Genomic DNA, 18,602 nt, shown 5'->3' on the forward strand with positions numbered 1-18,602 from the left:
CGGGTAGCCGAATAATGAGCGCACCCCAACCGGAGACTCCAACCATGGACAAGACCCTCAAGCGCGGCTCGCTGGAAATGATCGCGGCGATGCTGATTTCCGGCACCATCGGCTGGTTCGTGCTGGTGTCCGGCCAGTCCGTGGTCGACGTGGTGTTCTGGCGCTGCGTGATCGGCGGCGCGATGTTGCTGCTGGTGTGCGTTGCACTCGGCCTGCTGCGTCGCGAGCTGCTGAGTCGTCGGGTGCTGATCCTGGCGCTGGTCAGCGGGGTGACCATAGTCGGCAACTGGCTGCTGCTGTTTGCCTCCTATTCCAAGGCGTCCATCGCCATCAGCACTGCTGTCTATAACGTGCAGCCGTTCATGCTGGTGGGCCTGGCCGCGCTGTTACTCGGCGAGCGCATCACCCTGGCCAAGCTGGCCTGGCTGGGCGTGGCCTTCCTCGGCATGCTGGCCATCGTCAGCGCCCATGGCGACACCGGCAGCTCGGGCGAGAACTACCTGCTGGGCATCGCCCTGGCCCTGGGCGCGGCGCTGCTCTATGCGCTGGCGGCGCTGATCGTCAAACGCCTGAGCGGCACGCCGCCGCACCTGATCGCGCTGATCCAGCTGCTCACCGGCATCCTCATGCTGGCGCCGCTGGCCAGTTACCGGCTGCCCGAGCAGCCGCAGGCCTGGGCCAGCCTGGCGGCCCTGGGCATCCTGCATACCGGGGTGATGTACATGCTGCTGTACAGCGCCATCCAGAAACTGCCGACGGCGCTGACCGGGGCGCTGTCGTTCATCTATCCGATCGCGGCGATCTTCGTCGACTGGCTGGCCTTCGGTCATCGCCTCAGCCCGCTGCAGTGGCTGGGCGTGGCGGCCATCCTGCTGGCGGCGGCCGGCATGCAGCAGGGCTGGAGCCTGCGCCGGCGCCTACCGGTCGTCGAGGCGAAGTAGGGCGGCTGGCTAGGCGCGCCGGCGGGCGTCGAAACGTTCCGCCCACTGGTGTTCGCGGAAACGTTCGACGATGAAGTCGATGAACACTCGCGTCTTGGCCGGCAGCAGCTTCTGCGCGCTGAAGTAGAGGCTCAGGCTGCCGGTGTCCACATACCAGTCCGGCAGCACCCGCTGCAGGCGGCCGCTCTGCAGATAGGGCAGCGCGTGCACCGTGCTGACCAGGGTCACGCCCAGGCCCTGCAGGGCCGCGTGGCAGGCTGCCTCGGGGTCGTTCATGGTCATCCGGCGGGTCAGCTCGAAGGTGGTCTGGCGGTCGTCGCGGGTGCGTAACGGCCAGCTGCGCACGCGGCCGGTCTGCGGCGAACGCAGGAGGATGCCGGCATGCGGGGCCAGGTCTTCCGGCTGTTCGATGGGCGCGTGGTGGGCGAGATAGTCCGGCGAGGCCAGCAGCACCCGGTGGGCCGGTGCCAGTTGCCGGGCAATCGCCCCGGGCGGTAGCTCGAAGCCGCCGCCGAGGGCGGCGTCGAAGCCTTCGCCGATCAGGTCCACGGCGCGGTTGTCGAAGTGCCAGTCGGGCACTATCGCCGGGTAGCGGGCCAGAAAATCGGAGAGGTGCGGCATGATGTAGTCGCGGCCGAAGGCCACGCCCATGCTGACCTTGAGGGTGCCCGCCGGCTGGCCCTGGCTGCTGGCCAGGTTGGCCACCGCGCCCTGGATGCTGGCCAGCCCGCTGCTCACCTCCGCCAGAAAGCGCTCGCCGGCCTCGGTCAGGGTCAGGCGCCGGGTGCTGCGCAGAAACAGGCGCACGCCGAGGTTGCTCTCCAGGCGGGCCACGTTCTTGCCCACCGCCGCGGGCGTCAGGCCCAGGCGCCGCGCGGCCTCGGCGAAGCTGCCGGCCTCCGCCGCGCGGACGAAGCACTCGATGCTGCTGAGGGTTTCCATGGGCGCTCCATAAACCATTGGTATCGACTGAATATAGCGATTGCCAGCTTATCGGTTGTGAGTGCTGGGTGAATACTGGGGCCGTCTTCCACACCAACCCCCAGTTTCAGGAGATTCAACATGAGCACCCACAAAACCCTCGAAGGCAAAGTCGCATTCATCCAGGGTGGTTCCCGCGGCATCGGCGCCGCCATCGCCCAGCGCCTGGCGAAGGAGGGCGCTGCCGTCGCCCTGACCTATGTGTCCTCCGCCGCCGGAGCCCTCGACGTAGTGCAGGCCATCGAAGCCGCCGGTGGTCGCGCCATCGCCATCCAGGCCAACAGCCGTGACGAGCAGGCCATCCGCGCCGCCATCCGCCACACCGTAGAGAGCTTCGGTCGCCTCGACATCCTGGTGAACAACGCCGGCGTGCTGGCTATCGCGCCGATCGAGGAATTCAGCATCGACGACCTGGATCGCACCCTGGATGTGAACGTGCGCAGTGTGGTGATCGCCAGCCAGGAAGCCGCCCGCGTAATGGGCGAGGGCGGGCGCATCATCACCATCGGCAGCACCAACGCCGAGCGCATGCCCTTCGCCGGTGGCTCGGTGTATGCGCTAAGCAAGGCCGCGGTGGCCGGTTTCACCAAGGGACTGGCGCGTGATCTGGGGCCGCGCGGCATCACCGTCAACAACGTGCAGCCCGGCCCGGTGGATACCGACATGAATCCGGACAACAGCGACTTTGCCGAAGCGCTGAAGCAGACCATGGCGCTGCCGCGCTACGGCAAGGCGGAGGAGATCGCCAGCTTCGTGGCCTACCTGGCCGGCCCCGAGGCGGCCTACATCACCGGCGCCAACCTGACCATCGATGGTGGCTTCTCCGCCTGAGATAGCCGCAGCCGATGCAACAACGCCCGTCGCCTGCGCGACGGGCGTTGTCGTTTTGCAGGGAAAAATCAGTCGTCGCGGGTCAGCACTTCCAGCAACTCGATCTCGAACACCAGGTTGGAGTTCGGCGGAATCGCGCCGACCTGGCGCTCGCCATAACCCAGGTGCGCCGGCACCCACAGCTTGCGCTTGCCGCCGACCTGCATGCCCATCAGGCCCTGGTCCCAGCCCTGGATCACCCGGCGTGTGCCGATCACGCACTGGAACGGTTTGCCGCGCGAGTAGGAGGAGTCGAACTCGGTGCCGTCCTCCAGCCAGCCGCGGTACTGGGTGGTGATCAGCGCGCCCTTGACGGCGGCCTTGCCGCTGCCGAGTTGCAGGTCTTCGATTTTCAGTTGGTCACTCATGGCGTTGCTCGCAGTGGTTGGGCTGGCGGCGTTTTGTCAGGGATTGGCGCCGTTGGCAAGTGCGGCGCGGGCGAAGTCGATGAAGGCGCGCAGCGCGGCCGGCACGTGGCGGCGGCTCGGGTAGTAGAGGTGCAGGCCGGCGTAGTAGGGGCACCAGTTGCTGAGCACCTGCACCAGACGGCCGTCGGCGATCTGCTCGCGGACCATCTCCTCGAACACATAGGCGAGGCCGACGCCCTGCCGGGCCGGCTCGACCATCAGGGCCACGTCGTCCAGGATTAGCGGGCCTTCCACCTCGATCTCCAGGGCGATGTCGCCGCGCTCGAATTCCCAGCGATAGAAGTTGCCGCCGGGGAAGCGATGGCGGATGCAGGGCAGGCCGTGCAGGTCCTCGGGCTTCTGTGGGGCTGGGTGGCGCTCGAACAGGGCGGGAGAGCCGACCACCACCGAGCGCATGCGCGGGCCGATGGGCAGCGAGACCATGTCCGCCTCCAGGCGCTCGCCGAAGCGCACGCCGGCATCGAAGCCGGCCGAGACCACGTCCACCAGGCCATCGTCGGCCACCAGTTCCAGGCGTACGTCCGGGTAGGCGGCGAGGAAGCGCCCCACCAGCGGCAGCAGGACCAGCTGGATGGCCGCACGACCGGCATTGATGCGCAGGCTGCCGGAGGGCTTGTCGCGGAAACTGTTGAGGTCCTCCAGGGCGTCGGCGATGTCGCGGAATGCCGGGCGCACCCTTGCCTGCAGGTGCTCACCGGCCTCGGTCAGCGCCACGCTGCGGGTGGTGCGGTTGAACAGGCGCATCCCCAGGCGCTCTTCCAGCCCGCGCAGGGCGTGGCTCAGCGCCGAGGGCGTGAGGCCTAGATCAACCGCAGCGCGAGCGAAGCTGAGGTGTTGGGCGATGGCCAGGAAGATCGCCAGGTCGGTGGGAGAGACGTTTTTCATTGATGAAAATTTCTCAGCAAGTCATGCAATTTTATTGGGATTATCACATCAGTATCCCAGCCCTAGAGTGTCGTCAACGGCCCGCATGGCGCGGGACCGAAATCTGAGGAATTCGCTATGCGTACCTGGCTGATTACTGGAGCTTCCCGTGGTTTTGGCGCACTGATAGCCGAACAGGCCCTGAACGCCGGCGATGCGGTCATTGCCACCGCCCGCAAGCCCGCCGACGTCACCGCTCGTCTGGGCGAGCATCCCAACCTGCTGGCCGTACGCCTGGACGTGACCCGCGAGGAAGAGGCCCGCGAGGCCGTCGCCGCCGGTGTCGCCCGTTTCGGCCGCATCGATGTGCTGGTCAACAATGCCGGCTTCGGCGTGCTGGGGGCGGTGGAGGAAACCAGCATGGTGGAGGCCGAGCGCCTGTTCGCCACCAACGTGTTCGGTGTGCTCAACGTCACCCGCGCCGTGCTGCCGCACATGCGCCGCCAGCGCTCCGGTCACGTCATCAACATCTCCTCGCTGGGCGGCTACCAGGCCTATATGGGCTGGGGTGTGTACGGCTCCACCAAGTTCGCCGTGGAAGGCATCAGCGAGGCGCTGCAGCAGGAAGTCGCGCCGCTCGGCATCCACGTCACCGTGGTCGAGCCGGGTTTCTTCCGCACCGACTTCCTCGACGAGCAGTCGCTGGTGAAGACCGCCCTGGAACTGGCCGACTACGACGAGACGGTCGGCGCCATGCGCCAGTTCGCTCACGTCGCCAACCACGCTCAGCCAGGCAACCCGGCCAGGCTGGCCGAGGCCATGCTGGTTCTGGCCAACGCCGAGCAACCGCCACTGCGCCTAGCGCTGGGTAGCGACGCGGTTGCACGGATCGAGCAGAAGCATGCGCAGGTCGAGGTCGAGTTGCAGGCCTGGCGCAGCTTGTCGCTGTCCACCGACTTCCCGGCCTGAGTCGCCTGAAGCAGAGCAGCCGCGCCCTTGCGCGGCTGTTTCGTTTCGGCGGTCTGCGCCCATTGGTCCACTTGTACGATCATCTGGTTATTGGCTAGGGTGCAGGTAGTCCCTACCGCAGCAGTCGCTCATGGATGGCAGTTCGTTATGAAGCATGCGCAGAACTCACAAGCCCAGGATGAACCGGGCGATCCTCTGGAGCGCAGCCTGCAGGCGCGACGCCTGATGCAGATCGTCCATGTGCAGTGCGCGGTGCTGCTGTGCATCGGCGTGGAGCGGGTGGTTTCCGGACGCTGGCTGGACGTTGGCCTGGTGACGCTGGCGCTGCTGGTCGTGCTGGGCGGGCGGATGATGATCGGGCGCGGGCGGGTGAACATCGCCATGGCGATGATCCTGTTCAGCTTCACGGCGCTGGTCTCGGTGTCGCTGTGGTTCAGCCAGGGCCTCTACAGCGGGGCGGTGCTGTGTTTCCCGGGCATCCTGATCGTGGCCGGCATGGTGGCGCCGCTGCGCCTGTTCGTCGGCCTGCTGCTGAGCATCCTGACGGTGGTGGCCTTCCTCACTTACGCCGCACTCAGCGGCCTGCAGACTTTCACGCCGTTGCCCCTGGGCATCGGCCGCATGGTCAACGTCAGCGCGGTGCTGGTGATGTGTGCGGTGGCGGTGTGGCTGCTGGCCAACGACCTGCGCCGCACCCAGCTGCGCCTGCAGCAGGAGATACTGCGGGTGAAGGACTCGGAGGCCAGCTTCACCCACCTGGCGCAGCACGATGCCCTGACCAACCTGCCCAACCGCCTGCTGGTGCGCGACCGCATGGAGCAGGCCATCAGCCATGCGCGGCGCGACGCCAAGCGGGTGGCGTTGCTGTTCCTCGACCTGGACAACTTCAAGACCATCAACGATTCCCTGGGCCATGATGCCGGCGACGAATTGCTGCAGGAGGTGGCGCGGCGCCTGCAGGAGGCCGTGCGCGATATCGACACGGTGAGCCGCCAGGGCGGCGACGAGTTCCTCCTGGTGATGGCCGACGTGGAGGAGCTGGCGGCGGTCTCCGCGCTGGCCGCCCGCCTGCAGCAGCGCCTGGCCGACCCCTTCAGCCTCAAGGGCATGCAGATCGTCAGTTCCAGTTCCATCGGCATCTCGCTGTTCCCCGACGACGGCGAGGACTTCGAGACCCTGCTCAAGCACGCCGACACCGCGATGTACCAGGCCAAGGCGGCCGGACGTAACACCTACTGCTTCTTCGACGAGCAGATGAATGCTGATACCCGCGAGCGCCTCGGCCTGGAGCAGGACCTGCGCCAGGCGCTGAGCCGCGGGGAGTTCGTCCTGCACTACCAGCCGATCGTCGATCTGCACGACGGCCGGTTGCTGGCCGCCGAGGCCCTGCTGCGCTGGCAGCACCCGCAGCGCGGCCTGGTCGGCCCCGATCTGTTTATCCGGGTCGCCGAGCAATCGGGGCTGATCGTCGAGATCGGCGAGTGGGTGCTGGACGAGGCCTGCCGTCAGGCCATGCTCTGGCAGGCCACCGGCCTGCCGCGCTTGGTGGTGTCGGTGAATCTCTCGGCGGTGCAGTTCCGCCGCGGCAACCCGCAGGATCTGGTGGCGGCGGCGCTGAATCGCTACGGCCTGCCGCCGGGCTGCCTGGAACTGGAGCTGACCGAATCGATCCTGCTGCAGGATTCGCCGAGCTTCATCGAGCAGCTGCATCGCCTCAAGGCGCTGGGCGTGCGGCTGTCGATCGACGACTTCGGCACCGGCTATTCCAACCTGTCCTACCTGCAGCGCTTTCGCGTGGACAAGCTGAAGATCGACCAGTCGTTCGTGCGCAGGCTGCAGGGCAATCCGCAGGAGCAGGCCATCGTCACGGCAATTATCCAGATGGCCAGGAGCCTGAATCTGCTCACCACTGCCGAAGGCATCGAGGATGAGGAAACCCGCCAGTTGTTGGCCGCGCTCGGCTGCGACCAGGGCCAGGGCTACCTGTTCGCCCGGCCGCTGGCGGCCGATGACCTGCGCGCCTTTGTCGTCGGTACGCAGGTGCCGGCGTAGCGGCACTTTTGAACCTGCACTGAGGCGGTGCGCGCTTTGCCCTCAGTCCAGCGGCTGCGCTTGCCCGTCGATCAGCCAGCGCTGCTCCAGCCCCTGCGCCGTGCGCAGGACGAAGAGGGCATCCATGCCGCGCTCGGCCGCCAGCTTCATCCCGGCCTCTTCGCCCAGCACCAGCAGTGTCGTGGCCCAGGCGTCGGCCAGCATGCAACTGGCGGCCACTACCGTCACGGCCGCCAGGCGGTTGCGCAGGGGCGCCCCCAGGCCCGGGTGCATGGTGTGGGCAAAGCGCTGGTCGGCCACCTCGACCCAGTGCCGATAGTCGCCCGAGGTGGCGATGGCGGCATCGTTGAGTTCCATCACGCCCATGGCTTCGCGTAGGCCGTAGGTGGGGTTTTCGATGGCGATGACCCAGGGCTGGCCATCGGCCTTGTGGCCGCGGGCGCGCATTTCCCCGTCGATGCCGACCAGGTAGTGGCCAATCCCCCAGCCATCCAGGCAGCGCGCCAGTTCGTCGACGCCGAAGCCTTTGGCGATGCCGGCCAGGTCGAGGGTGATCGCACTGCGCTTGCGTACGCGCCCGTGCGCCGGGTCCAGCTCCAGGGCTGCGCCGGCGGCTCGACGCGGCTGGCGCTGCAGGGCATCGATCTGCGCGCTGTCCGGCTGGGGCCGCCCGGGGCCGAAGCCCCAGGCATTGACCAGGTCGCCGACGCCGATATCGAAGGCGCCGGCGGACTGCCGGCCGACCCGCAGGGCCGTCGCCAGCACCTGGTACAGTTCGGCCGGCAGATCCAGCCATTGCCCGGTGGCAAGGGCATTGAGCCGGTTTAGCTGCGAGTCGGCTTGCCAGCTGGACATCTGCCGGTCCACCCGGTCGACTGCGGCGAACAGGCTGGCGCCGATGGCCGACTCGTCCAGCCCGGGCTCGGCATAGAACAGCGCGCTGTAGCGTGTGCCCATGGTTGCGCCATTGAGGCTGTAGCGCTGCAGGCTGGGTGTTTCAGTAGACATCTTCACGGTAGCGCCCCTGGGCTTTGAGGGTCGGTACGTCGAGGTCGAGCGGGGCCAGCACCTGATCCAGGGCCTGCATCACGCCCTTGGCCATCTCGCGGCTGCCGCAGACCAGGATCTGCGCGCCCTTGTCGATCAGTCGGCGCAGCTGCGTGGCATCCTCGCTGAGGCGCTGTTGCACATGGCTGCAGTCGCCGGCCCGCGAGAAGGCGGTGTGCAGGCGGGTCAGGCGCTGGTCGGCCAGGTAGTCGTTCAGTTCGGGCTGGTAGAGGAAGTCGGAGTCCGGACTGCGCCCGCCCCAGTACAGGTGCATCGGGTGCCTGGCCTTGTTGTGGCGGATGAAGCCGGTCAGCGGGCCGATGCCGGTGCCGGCGCCGATCAGCACCACCGGGTGTTTGCCGGATGCCGGGCGAAAGTCCGGATTGGCCTGGATGAAGGCCTCGATCCGCCCGCCCAGCGGCAGGTCATGCAGGAAGCCCGAGCAGAGCCCGTTGGCGTGTTTGCGCACGCAAATCTCCAGCACGCCGTCGCTGCAAGCGCTGGCCAGGGAGTAGAAGCGCGGCAGCGGGCTGCCCGGCGGCACGATGCCGACCAGGTCGCCGGCTTCGAAGCGGGGGCTGCGATTGCCGCCCAGCCAGCGCTGCAGCCGGTTGCCGGCGGACGTCGGGGCGGTTGCGGTGAAGCGCAGCACGCTGGTCGGGGCCTGCACCTGCTCGCCGTACTGCACCCGCTCGACCAGCTGCCAGGTGCGGGTCGGCGGCTGCTGAGGGCTATGGTGCAGGTTCAGCTCGCGGCCAAGTCGGCGGCCCAGGGTGTTGCCCCAGCGGGCGAATGCCTGGGCGCACTGCCGGTCGATGGTTTCGAGCGCCAGCAGCCGCGGCCAGCCGTGTTCGGCCAGGGCGGCGTCGCAGTCCCTGGCAAACTGGCAGAAACGCGGGAACTGCCGGTCGCCAAAGCCGAGCACGGCAAAGTGCAGGCGCGGATTGGCCGCGATGCGGCCCAGGCGCGCGAGGAACTGGCTGGCGCAGGCCGGGGCGCCACCATCGCCATAGGTGGCGGTGAGGATGAACAGGCGCTCGGCGCGCGGGTAGTCGGCGCGCAACTGGTTCATCGGCGCTGTGTGCACGCGCAGTCCGGCCTGGTTCAGGGCGGCATGCAGGGCCTTGGCGAAGCCCCAGGTGGCGTGGTTCTCGCTGCCGACCAGGATCACCGTGTCGGCGCTCTGTACGGCGCCATTGTTCGCCAGGCGCGGCATGGCCTGGCGCCGACGCCACCACAGGCGGACCCCGGTAAGGCTCATCAGCGGTACGCTGAGGGCGCCGAGCCCCAGCAGCAGGCCGAGCCACCAGAGGCCTTCGCCGGTGTGCAGCCGGTAGATCAGCTCATACAGGCGGCGGGCGCTGTTGTGCGGGGTGAAGGACAGCTGTGCGCCGCTGGCCTGGTCGACATAGCCATCGCCCTGGGCAGTGCTGAGTCGGTAGGCGTCGTTCGGCTCGCCGGGGGCGGGGAAGGCCAGCTCGCGCAGGTCGTTCAGGTCGGTGGCGCGCAGGGCCGCCAGGCTGTGCAGCGGCGCGGCCGGGGCCGTGCTGAGGGCCTGCGGGAATTCGGCTTCGACGTCCATGCCGTCGCTCAGCAGCTCGAAGCTGACCGCCGACAGGTACAGCCCGCTCAGTGCCGACAGCAGCAGGCCGACAATGGCCAGGCGGCCGACTTCGGCATGCCAGCGCTGGCTCAGGTTGCCCTGCAGCGGGCGCAGCAGCTTGCCCCAGCCGCCCTGGCGCTTGGCCAGCAGGGCCGCCCCGGACAGGCTCAGCAGCAGCATGCACAGGGCGGCCGCGGCGACCAGGGCGCGGCCGGGCGTGCCGAGCAGCAGCGAGCGATGCAGCTCCTTGCTCCAGCTCGCCCAGTCGCTCGGCTCATGGGCGGCAATGCCTTGGCCGCTGAACGGGTCGACCCGCACGGAGCCGGGTTCGCCGGCCTGCTCGAAGTGCACGATGACCGCGCCGTTCGGCGTCCGCTCGATCCGTTCGACACCCGGATAGTGCCGGGCAACCCGCTCGGCCAGGTCGGCCACGTTGACCTGGCCGGCAGCGGGAAGGGTCGCGTCGAGCCTTTCCAGGGCCGGCTGGGTCGCCGGCAACAGTGCGCTGAGGGCCAGCAGCATGACCAGCACGGCGGCGAACAGACCCGGTAGTGAATGAAGCTGGCGCAGCATGGCGTGCCCTCCGCGGGCGGTTGCGATCACAGGTCGTAGCTGAATGACTCGACGTAGCCAGTGCCATTGGCCGGCTGCCCCGCGCCTGCGCGGGTCAGCGGCACGCTGACTTCGGCACGGTTGTCGCGCTTGTCCTCCACGGCGCTGTCGATGCGGATCTGGTAGCCGGCATCGATCAGGCTGTCGGCCAGCTCGACCGCAACGCTGAGGTTGTCGCCGCTGCCGACGCTGGCGCCGCTGATGCCGTCAAACGCGCTGCGCTGCAGGCCGCTGCCGCGTGCCCAGTCGCGCAGGTGCTTGTAGTACTTGGGCTTCTTGCCGGCGACCCAGAGGGTCTGCTGGTATTGGCCCTGGGCGTCGGTCAGATAGATCGCCAGGTAGGCGTCATTGCCGCGGTAGTCCTTCAACTGGGTGTTCAGGGTTATTGCCTGGGCCTGCGCCAGGCCGGGTGCCACCATGGCGCCGGCCAGACACAGTGAGGTGGTGAGGGTTTTCATCGGCCTAATGTCCAGTGAGTGGGGATGGCTTGAGGCTACTCAGTGAAACTGAATGCAAGCTGAACGCGCTTGTGCCGGGGCTTAACGGTTCGTTAAGGCAGGTCTGCTAGGGCGCTTGGTTGCAGGGGCGGCTGGGTGGCGCCGAGCCGCTCAGCGGCTTTTCCGGGCGCGCATGGGGTGTGGCCGCGAGGCTTGGCGTCGGCCTGGGGTCAGCGGTCGTCGAGGTTGTGGTACAGCTCGTTTTCTTGCTCGAAGTGCAGGCTCAGCACGGTGTCCAGGCGCACCAGCAGCAGCTGGATTTCTTCCAGCGATACCGTGCCGTGGGCGGCGCCAAGATCGCTGCTCATGCGGTCCAGCAGCTTGGCCAGGCGGAATATCTCGCGATGGGTGTGGCTCATGGCGGCCAGCGGGTCTTCGCCTTGCAGGTGTTTGACCAGCAATGGGTAAAGCGCGGTTTCGTCGTTCTCCTCATGCGGGATCAGGCGCTGCTGGAGCAGGATCACCAGCTGTTCGAGCCGGCTGCGAGCCTGCTCGGGTGCCAGACTGGCGACGTTCCTGGCCAGGGTGCCGACTTCCTCGAGGACTTGTGCCAGGTCTTCATGCTCGCGGTGCAGTTCGTCGACACTGGCGGCGCTGAGCTTGCTCGCGGCCCTGTGCCCCAGTCCGCCGCCGAGTGCGCGCAGGGCGTTGCCAATCACGGCGACGTCGATCACTTCCTGCAAGATGGCCCCGGCAAGCGCCGGCAGGTAGCCGAAGGCGGCGACCAGCATGGCCAGCGCCGAGAGCCCCATGCCGGCCAGCACCCCTTCGAGGGCGATCCGTTGCGAGCGCCGGGCGATCAGCAGGGCCTCGGCGACCCGATCCAGGCGGTCGACCAGCAGCACGACCCCGGCCGCCTCGGAGGAGGCGGTGGCGCCATTGGCGCCCAGCGCGATGCCCACGTCGGCCGCGGCCAGGGCCGGCGCGTCATTGATTCCGTCGCCGACCATCAGGGTTTTGCCGAGCTGACGACCCTGGGCCACGGCAGCCACCTTCTGCGCGGGGTCCAGCCCGGCCTGTACTTCATCGACGCCGGCGGCCAGGCCGATCATCTGCGCAGCCTCCAGGCGGTCGCCGGTGAGCATGATGATCCGCTGGATGCCGGCCTGGCGCAGCAGGCGCAGGGCGTGCGGCGACTCGAGGCGCAGGCGGTCGGCAAACAGGGCGGCTCCGGCCACGGTACCGTCGATGGCAATGAAGCTGCCGCCGGACACCTGGTAGTCCATGCGTCGCAGCAAGGCATCGCTCCAGCTTCGGTCGGCGCCCGGTGCGGCCACGTAGGCATGCGCGCCGAGCCTGATTCGGTGCCCGTCGACCATGCCCGACAGGCCGGCACCGGGCTGTTCCTGTACGTCCTGCGGGGTGGCCAGCGACAGCCCGGCGTTGCTCGCGGCCTGGACGATGGCCGCGGAGATCGGGTGCGGCGAGGCCTGGGCCAGGGAGCCGGCAAAGAACAGCAACTGGTGCTTGCTGTAGTCCCCGGCGCTTTCCACCGTATTCACGCTGGCGTGCCCCGCTGTCAGGGTGCCGGTCTTGTCGAGAAACAGGATCTGCGCAGCGGCCAGCGCCTCGAGGGTGGCGCCGTCCTTGACCAGGATGCCGCGGTGGGCGCAACGCGAGACCCCGGCAATGATCGCCACCGGCACGGCAAGGATCAGCGGGCAGGGCGTGGCGACCACCAGCACCGCCAGGGCGCGCAGCGGATCGCCGCTGAACAGCCAGGCGCCACCGGCGAGCAGCAGGGTGATGGGGACTAGTGCCAGGGCGTAGCGGTCAGCCAGGCGCACAAAGGGCGCGCGCGAATGGCGCGCGGACTCGACCAGGCGCACGATGCCGGCATAGGTGCTCTGGGCGGCCGAGCGGGAAGCCTGCAGGATGAAGGGGGCGCCGGCATTCACTCCGCCGCTGCGGATCGTCGCGCCGGGCAGGTAGCGTACCGGCAGCGGCTCGCCGGTGAGGGCCGATTCGTCGAGGAGCGCCGGTGTCTCCAGCAGGACGCCGTCGACCGGTATCACTTCGCCCATGCGCAGCAGCAGGCGATCGCCGGGGCCGATGGCGGTGGCGGGGATCTGCTCCAGGCTGCCGTCGGCGCTGTAGCGCCAGGCAATGCGGGGTGCGCGGTCGATCAGGCGGCGCAGTTCGCGCTCGGCGCGCTGTGAGGTGTAGTACTCCAGGGTGCGCCCGCCGGCCAGCATCAGGGCGATCACTGCGGCCACCAGGTCCTGATCGAGGAGGATGGCGCCGGCGACCGAGAGCAGGGCGATGAGGTCGACACCCAGTTCGCGGTGGTAGAGGCGCACGATGATTTCAATTGCGAGCAGGCCGGCGACCACCAGTGCGCTGGCGCTCCACAGGAGTGCGGCGAAATCGCCATGGCCCAGGCCGCGCGCGACAAATCCGCTCAGCAGAGCCAGCAGTGTCAATCCCAGGAACAGCGGATTGATCCAGCCTTTGGCCATCGTCGGGCGCTCCTGTTTGCCGGTGATCCGTGGAATTGTGCTCCAACCGCTATCAGCGTAGTTGGATTGAATGACAGGGATTCATTTCGCCGGGCGCGCGCGTGTCGTGTTTTTGCCGAGCAGAAACGCAAACGGCACCCGCAGGTGCCGTTTTGCCGGGTTGCCCTGCACTCAGGCGTGCAGGTGCTCGGCCGCGTACAGGGTGTTTTCCAGCAGGCAGGCGCGGGTCATCGGGCCGACACCGCCGGGAACCGGGGTGATCCAGCCGGCGCGCTCGGCGGCGGCGTCGAACTCGACATCGCCGACCAACTTGCCGTCGGCCTGGCGGTTGATGCCCACGTCGATGACGATGGCGCCCGGCTTGATCCATTCGCCCTTGACCAGGCCCGGCTTGCCGGCCGCGACCACCACCAGGTCGGCATTGGCCAGGTGGCCGGGCAGATCCTTGGTGAAACGGTGGGTGACGGTCACGGTGCAGCCGGCCAGCAGCAGCTCCAGGGCCATCGGCCGGCCGACGATGTTCGAGGCGCCGACGATCACGGCATTCAGGCCGTGCGGGTCGACCCCGGTGCTTTCCAGCAGGGTCATGATGCCTTTCGGCGTGCACGGGCGCAGCAGCGGGATGCGCTGGGCCAGGCGGCCGACGTTGAACGGATGGAAGCCGTCGACGTCCTTGTCCGGGTGGATGCGTTCGAGCAGTTGCGAGGCGTCCAGGTGGGCCGGCAGCGGCAGCTGGACCAGGATGCCGTCGATGGCGTTGTCGCCATTGAGCTGATCGATCAGCGCCAGCAGTTCGCCCTGGCTGGTGCTGGCCGGCAGGTCATGGGCCACGGAGACGAAACCGACTTCTTCGCAGTCCTTGCGCTTGTGCGAGACATATACCTGGGAGGCGGGGTCGCTGCCGACCAGGATCACCGCCAGGCCGGGGGCGCGTAGGCCTTGCTGGCGGCGTTCGACAACGCGTTGGGCAATCTGCTGGCGCAGGCTGGCGGCTATGGCTTTGCCATCGATCAGTTGTGCGGTCATGACGCGTGGTTAACCATCGAAAAGGATTGAAAAAGGGCGTGCATTCTCGCACGGCGAGGCGGTCGGGCAAAGGCGCAGCCCGGCGAATTTCCTGTAACTCCTTTATCTCGCTGAATTTTTTTAACTTTTAGGGTTGACGGGGTGGGGGCGCCTATATAAGATTCGCCCCGCTTGTCGAGCACAGCCAGTCGCTGGGTAAGACGGCAAAAGCAGGGTCTCAGGATCGTGCCGAAGCCGAAGCTTCAAGTCTGCGCTAGCAGATGAACAAGCGCCCGTAGCTCAGCTGGATAGAGCATCCGCCTTCTAAGCGGATGGTCGCAGGTTCGAGTCCTGCCGGGCGTGCCATCTGGCATCCAGGCACAAGCATTGCAATATGGTGGGCGTAGCTCAGTTGGTAGAGCACAGGATTGTGGCTCCTGGTGTCGAGGGTTCGATTCCCTTCGTCCACCCCATATTCGAGAAAACGCCAGGCCCTGGGCCTGGCGTTTTTGTTTCAGCGCTTGACCACGCGGACGTGGTGAAATTGGTAGACACACCAGATTTAGGTTCTGGCGCCGCAAGGTGTGAGAGTTCGAGTCTCTCCGTCCGCACCATCCTTTCTCTTCCTTTATATGCTCTGCCGTTCCTGCGCCTTCTCCGCAGGTGACTTCTGCTATTCGACCCACTAGAATGCATGCCCTTGATTCTGGGCCGGAACGGCCGGCTTACGTCTGTGCAACGAGGAATATCCATGCAAGTTTCTGTTGAAAGCACCTCCGCTCTTGAGCGCCGCATGACCATCGGTGTCCCGGCCGAGCGCGTCGAGACCGAAGTGACCAAGCGTCTGCAGCAGACTGCCCGTCGTGCCAAGGTCGCCGGTTTCCGTCCTGGCAAGGTGCCGATGAGCGTGATTCGTCAGCGCTACGAGGACTCCGCTCGTCAGGAAGCCCTGGGTGATCTGATTCAGGCGACCTTCTACGAAGCCATCGTCGAGCAGAAGCTGAACCCGGCTGGCGCTCCGGCTGTAGAGCCGAAGTCCTTCGAGAAGGGCAAGGATCTGGAATACGTTGCCATCTTCGAAGTCATCCCGGAAATCCAGGTGGCCGGCCTCGAAGGCATCGCCGTCGAGCGTCTGCAGGCCGAAGTCGGTGATGCCGACGTCGACAACATGCTGGAAATCCTGCGCAAGCAGAACACCCGTTTCGAGGCCGCCGAGCGTGCCGCCGAGAATGGCGACCAGCTGAACATCGATTTCGTCGGCAAGGTTGACGGCGAAGTCTTCGCTGGTGGTTCCGCCAAGGGTACCCAGCTGGTACTCGGCTCCGGTCGCATGATCCCGGGCTTCGAAGATGCCCTGGTTGGCGTCAAGGCCGGCGAAGAGCGCGTGATCACCCCGACTTTCCCGGCTGACTACCAGAATCTCGAGCTGGCCGGCAAAACCGCCGAGTTCAGCGTGACCGTCAACAGCGTTTCCGCCCCGCAACTGCCGGAGCTGAACGATGAGTTCTTCGCCCAGTTCGGCGTCAAGGAAGGCGGCATCGACGGTTTCCGCGCCGAAGTGCGTAAGAACATGGAGCGCGAACTGCGCCAGGCCATCAAGTCCAAGGTGAAGAACCAGGTGATGGAAGGTCTGCTGGCCGCCAACCCGGTTGAAGTGCCGAAGGCGCTGATCGGCAACGAAGTGAACCGTCTGCGCGTGCAGGCCGTGCAGCAGTTCGGCGGCAACATCAAGCCGGACCAACTGCCGGCCGAGCTGTTCGAAGAGCAGGCCAAGCGCCGCGTTTCTCTCGGTCTGCTGGTCGCCGAAGTGGTCAAGCAGTTCGAGCTGAAGCCGGACGATGCCCGCGTACGCGAAGTGATCGAAGAGATGGCTTCGGCCTACCAGGAGCCCGAGCAGGTTCTGGCCTGGTACTACAAGAACGACCAGCAACTGAACGAGGTGCGTTCGGTTGTACTGGAAGAACAAGTTGTAGATACTGTTCTGCAGAAGGCCAAAGTGACCGATAAAGCGGTCTCCTACGAAGAAGCGGTCAAGCCGGCGGAAGCTCCGCAAGCTGCCTGATCCCTCGCCTCGTTAGAGCACACCATAAGCCAGCCTTCGAGCTGGCTTATGCGTCTTTGGGATATGAACATTTATGGAGAGATCGCTGGACATGTCGCGTAATCAATTTATGCAGCAAATGCCTGATATCCAAGCTGCCGGCGGCCTGGTGCCGATGGTGGTCGAGCAATCCGCCCGCGGCGAGCGTGCCTACGATATCTACTCGCGCCTGTTGAAGGAGCGGGTGATCTTCCTGGTCGGCCCGGTCGAGGACTACATGGCCAACCTGGTGGTGGCCCAGCTGCTGTTCCTCGAGGCGGAAAATCCGGACAAGGACATCCATCTCTACATCAACTCCCCGGGCGGTTCGGTGACTGCCGGCATGTCGATCTACGACACCATGCAGTTTATCAAGCCCGACGTGTCCACCATCTGCATCGGCCAGGCCTGCAGCATGGGCGCGCTGCTGCTGGCTGGCGGCGCTGCCAACAAGCGTTACTGCCTGCCGCACTCGCGGATGATGATTCACCAGCCGCTGGGCGGCTTCCAGGGCCAGGCCTCGGATATCGAGATCCATGCCCGGGAAATCCTCACCATTCGTGAGCGCCTGAACAAGATTCTGGCCGACCATTGCGGTCAGCCGATCGACGTGATCGCCAAGGATACCGATCGCGACAATTTCATGAGTGGCGAAGAAGCGGTCAAGTATGGCCTCATCGACCAGGTGCTGAACAAGCGCCAGCTGGCCGGCTAAGCCGCTTATCTCCAGGGCGGTCGCACATCCGGCCGTCCTGCAGGGTTGAAAATGCCAGCAATTGCCTCCATCTTGTGTTCCATGCCTACCGGATTTGGATTGATCGAATGACTGACACCCGCAATGGCGAGGACAACGGCAAACTGCTTTATTGCTCCTTCTGCGGCAAAAGCCAGCATGAAGTGCGCAAATTGATTGCCGGCCCCTCGGTCTTTATCTGCGACGAGTGCGTCGACCTGTGCAACGACATCATCCGCGAGGAGGTGCAGGAAGCCCAGGCCGAGAGCAGTGCGCACAAGTTGCCCGCGCCGAAAGAAATCAGCGGCATCCTGGATCAGTACGTCATCGGTCAGGAGCGCGCCAAGAAGGTGCTCTCCGTCGCGGTGTACAACCACTACAAACGTTTGAATCAGCGCGACAAGAAAGACGATGTCGAGCTGGGCAAGAGCAACATCCTGCTGATCGGTCCGACCGGTTCGGGCAAGACCTTGCTGGCCGAGACCCTGGCCCGTCTGCTCAACGTACCGTTCACCATCGCCGATGCCACTACCCTGACCGAAGCCGGTTATGTCGGTGAGGACGTCGAGAACATCATCCAGAAGCTGCTGCAGAAGTGCGACTACGATGTCGAGAAGGCCCAGATGGGCATCGTCTACATCGACGAAATCGACAAGATCTCGCGCAAGTCGGACAACCCGTCAATCACCCGTGACGTATCGGGTGAGGGCGTGCAGCAGGCGCTGTTGAAGCTGATCGAAGGTACCGTGGCTTCGGTTCCGCCACAGGGCGGGCGCAAGCATCCGCAGCAGGAATTCCTGCAGGTGGACACGCGCAACATCCTGTTCATCTGTGGCGGTGCGTTCTCCGGCCTGGAGAAGGTCATCCATGGTCGCTCGACCAAGGGTGGCATCGGCTTCAATGCCGAAGTGCGCAGCCAGGAGCTGGGCAAGAAGGTCGGCGAGGCGCTGCGTGAAGTCGAGCCTGACGACCTGGTCAAGTTCGGCCTGATTCCGGAATTCGTCGGTCGTCTGCCGGTGATCGCCACCCTCGATGAACTCGACGAGGCGGCGCTGATGCAGATCCTCACCGAGCCGAAGAACGCGCTGACCAAGCAGTACGGCAAGCTGTTTGAAATGGAAGGGGTGGATCTGGAGTTCCGTCCGGATGCACTCAAGGCCGTGGCTCGTCGTGCGCTGGAGCGCAAGACCGGTGCCCGTGGCCTGCGTTCCATCCTCGAAGGCGTGCTGCTCGACACCATGTACGAGATCCCCTCGCAGAGTGAAGTCAGCAAGGTGGTGATCGACGAAAGCGTGATCGAAGGCAGCTCCAAGCCGCTGCTGATCTACGAAAACAGCGAGCCGCCGGCCAAGGCTGCGCCTGACGCATGATGTCTGATACCTGACGAAACCAAGGGCCCTGCGGGGCCCTTTGTTTTTCCGGTGTCCTTGCTTGTTTTTTCCGGGGGCTGGCCCCATCTTA

General features: G+C 66.2%; 15 protein-coding genes and 3 tRNA genes. 10 read left to right on the forward strand and 8 right to left on the reverse strand.

Annotated elements, in window-relative coordinates; all coding sequences use genetic code 11:
* Window positions 1-44: 44 nt before the first annotated feature.
* Entirely contained in the window at window positions 45-941 is an 897-nt protein-coding gene (locus GV001_RS10710) for a DMT family transporter (RefSeq protein ID WP_160083290.1), read from the forward strand.
* Between the two features lie 9 nt (window positions 942-950).
* On the opposite strand, the gene GV001_RS10715 is transcribed toward GV001_RS10710, so the two are convergent.
* Window positions 951-1,883, reverse strand: coding sequence for a LysR family transcriptional regulator (locus GV001_RS10715; RefSeq protein WP_160079617.1), 933 nt, complete (start codon window positions 1,881-1,883; stop codon window positions 951-953).
* 120 nt (window positions 1,884-2,003) lie between these two features.
* Here GV001_RS10715 and GV001_RS10720 point away from each other — a divergent pair, with 120 nt between their 5' ends.
* Window positions 2,004-2,753 carry a 3-oxoacyl-ACP reductase family protein gene (locus tag GV001_RS10720; protein WP_160079619.1) on the forward strand — a complete coding sequence of 250 codons (750 nt, stop codon included), beginning with the start codon at window positions 2,004-2,006 and terminating at the stop codon, window positions 2,751-2,753.
* Window positions 2,754-2,821: 68 nt separating this feature from the next.
* Here GV001_RS10720 and GV001_RS10725 read toward each other — a convergent pair whose 3' ends face one another.
* Together GV001_RS10725 and GV001_RS10730 are read right to left on the reverse strand one after the other, a co-directional pair.
* The gene (locus GV001_RS10725; protein ID WP_160079621.1) at window positions 2,822-3,160 is read right to left on the reverse strand and encodes an FKBP-type peptidyl-prolyl cis-trans isomerase; all 339 of its coding nucleotides are present in this window, start codon (window positions 3,158-3,160) and stop codon (window positions 2,822-2,824) included.
* Window positions 3,161-3,196: 36 nt separating this feature from the next.
* Complete coding sequence (locus GV001_RS10730; RefSeq protein WP_160079623.1) at window positions 3,197-4,105, reverse strand: LysR family transcriptional regulator; 909 nt, start codon at window positions 4,103-4,105, stop codon at window positions 3,197-3,199.
* 117 nt (window positions 4,106-4,222) lie between these two features.
* Here GV001_RS10730 and GV001_RS10735 point away from each other — a divergent pair, with 117 nt between their 5' ends.
* Window positions 4,223-5,053: an oxidoreductase gene (locus GV001_RS10735; RefSeq protein WP_160079625.1), complete on the forward strand. Its 831-nt coding sequence runs from the start codon at window positions 4,223-4,225 to the stop codon at window positions 5,051-5,053.
* A 147-nt stretch (window positions 5,054-5,200) separates the two neighbouring features.
* A complete protein-coding gene (locus GV001_RS10740; protein ID WP_160079627.1) occupies window positions 5,201-7,105 on the forward strand; it encodes a bifunctional diguanylate cyclase/phosphodiesterase in 1,905 nt (634 codons plus the stop codon).
* A gap of 42 nt (window positions 7,106-7,147) precedes the next feature.
* On the opposite strand, the gene GV001_RS10745 is transcribed toward GV001_RS10740, so the two are convergent.
* From GV001_RS10745 to folD, 5 genes are all read right to left on the reverse strand, one after another.
* Window positions 7,148-8,113 carry an FAD:protein FMN transferase gene (locus GV001_RS10745; protein WP_160083292.1) on the reverse strand — a complete coding sequence of 322 codons (966 nt, stop codon included), beginning with the start codon at window positions 8,111-8,113 and terminating at the stop codon, window positions 7,148-7,150.
* A complete protein-coding gene (locus tag GV001_RS10750; RefSeq protein WP_160079629.1) occupies window positions 8,103-10,328 on the reverse strand; it encodes a PepSY domain-containing protein in 2,226 nt (741 codons plus the stop codon). The genes GV001_RS10745 and GV001_RS10750 overlap by 11 nt, the downstream gene beginning before the upstream one ends.
* Window positions 10,329-10,354: 26 nt before the next feature.
* Window positions 10,355-10,825 (reverse strand): DUF2271 domain-containing protein, encoded by a 471-nt coding sequence (locus GV001_RS10755; protein ID WP_160079631.1) that lies wholly within the window; start codon window positions 10,823-10,825, stop codon window positions 10,355-10,357.
* Between the two features lie 209 nt (window positions 10,826-11,034).
* On the reverse strand, window positions 11,035-13,323 hold the full coding sequence (locus tag GV001_RS10760) for a heavy metal translocating P-type ATPase (protein WP_160079633.1): 2,289 nt from the start codon (window positions 13,321-13,323) through the stop codon (window positions 11,035-11,037).
* Window positions 13,324-13,494: 171 nt separating this feature from the next.
* Window positions 13,495-14,349: a bifunctional methylenetetrahydrofolate dehydrogenase/methenyltetrahydrofolate cyclohydrolase FolD gene (folD, locus tag GV001_RS10765; RefSeq protein ID WP_160079635.1), complete on the reverse strand. Its 855-nt coding sequence runs from the start codon at window positions 14,347-14,349 to the stop codon at window positions 13,495-13,497.
* A 268-nt stretch (window positions 14,350-14,617) separates the two neighbouring features.
* On the opposite strand from folD, the gene GV001_RS10770 reads away from it, so the two are divergent.
* The 6 genes from GV001_RS10770 to clpX all read left to right on the forward strand — a co-directional run bounded on the left by GV001_RS10770 (window position 14,618) and on the right by clpX (window position 18,511).
* Window positions 14,618-14,694: transfer RNA gene (locus GV001_RS10770), tRNA-Arg, on the forward strand.
* 31 nt (window positions 14,695-14,725) lie between these two features.
* Window positions 14,726-14,801: transfer RNA gene (locus GV001_RS10775), tRNA-His, on the forward strand.
* Between the two features lie 56 nt (window positions 14,802-14,857).
* A tRNA-Leu gene (locus tag GV001_RS10780) sits at window positions 14,858-14,942 on the forward strand.
* A 137-nt stretch (window positions 14,943-15,079) separates the two neighbouring features.
* Window positions 15,080-16,390: a trigger factor gene (gene tig, locus GV001_RS10785; protein WP_160079637.1), complete on the forward strand. Its 1,311-nt coding sequence runs from the start codon at window positions 15,080-15,082 to the stop codon at window positions 16,388-16,390.
* A 91-nt stretch (window positions 16,391-16,481) separates the two neighbouring features.
* Window positions 16,482-17,123, forward strand: coding sequence for an ATP-dependent Clp endopeptidase proteolytic subunit ClpP (gene clpP / locus GV001_RS10790; RefSeq protein WP_160079639.1), 642 nt, complete (start codon window positions 16,482-16,484; stop codon window positions 17,121-17,123).
* 107 nt (window positions 17,124-17,230) lie between these two features.
* Window positions 17,231-18,511 (forward strand): ATP-dependent Clp protease ATP-binding subunit ClpX, encoded by a 1,281-nt coding sequence (gene clpX, locus GV001_RS10795; protein ID WP_160079641.1) that lies wholly within the window; start codon window positions 17,231-17,233, stop codon window positions 18,509-18,511.
* Window positions 18,512-18,602: the final 91 nt, after the last annotated feature.

The sequence above is a fragment of the Pseudomonas sp. 8AS genome (assembly GCF_902506505.1).
GTDB lineage: Bacteria > Pseudomonadota > Gammaproteobacteria > Pseudomonadales > Pseudomonadaceae > Aquipseudomonas.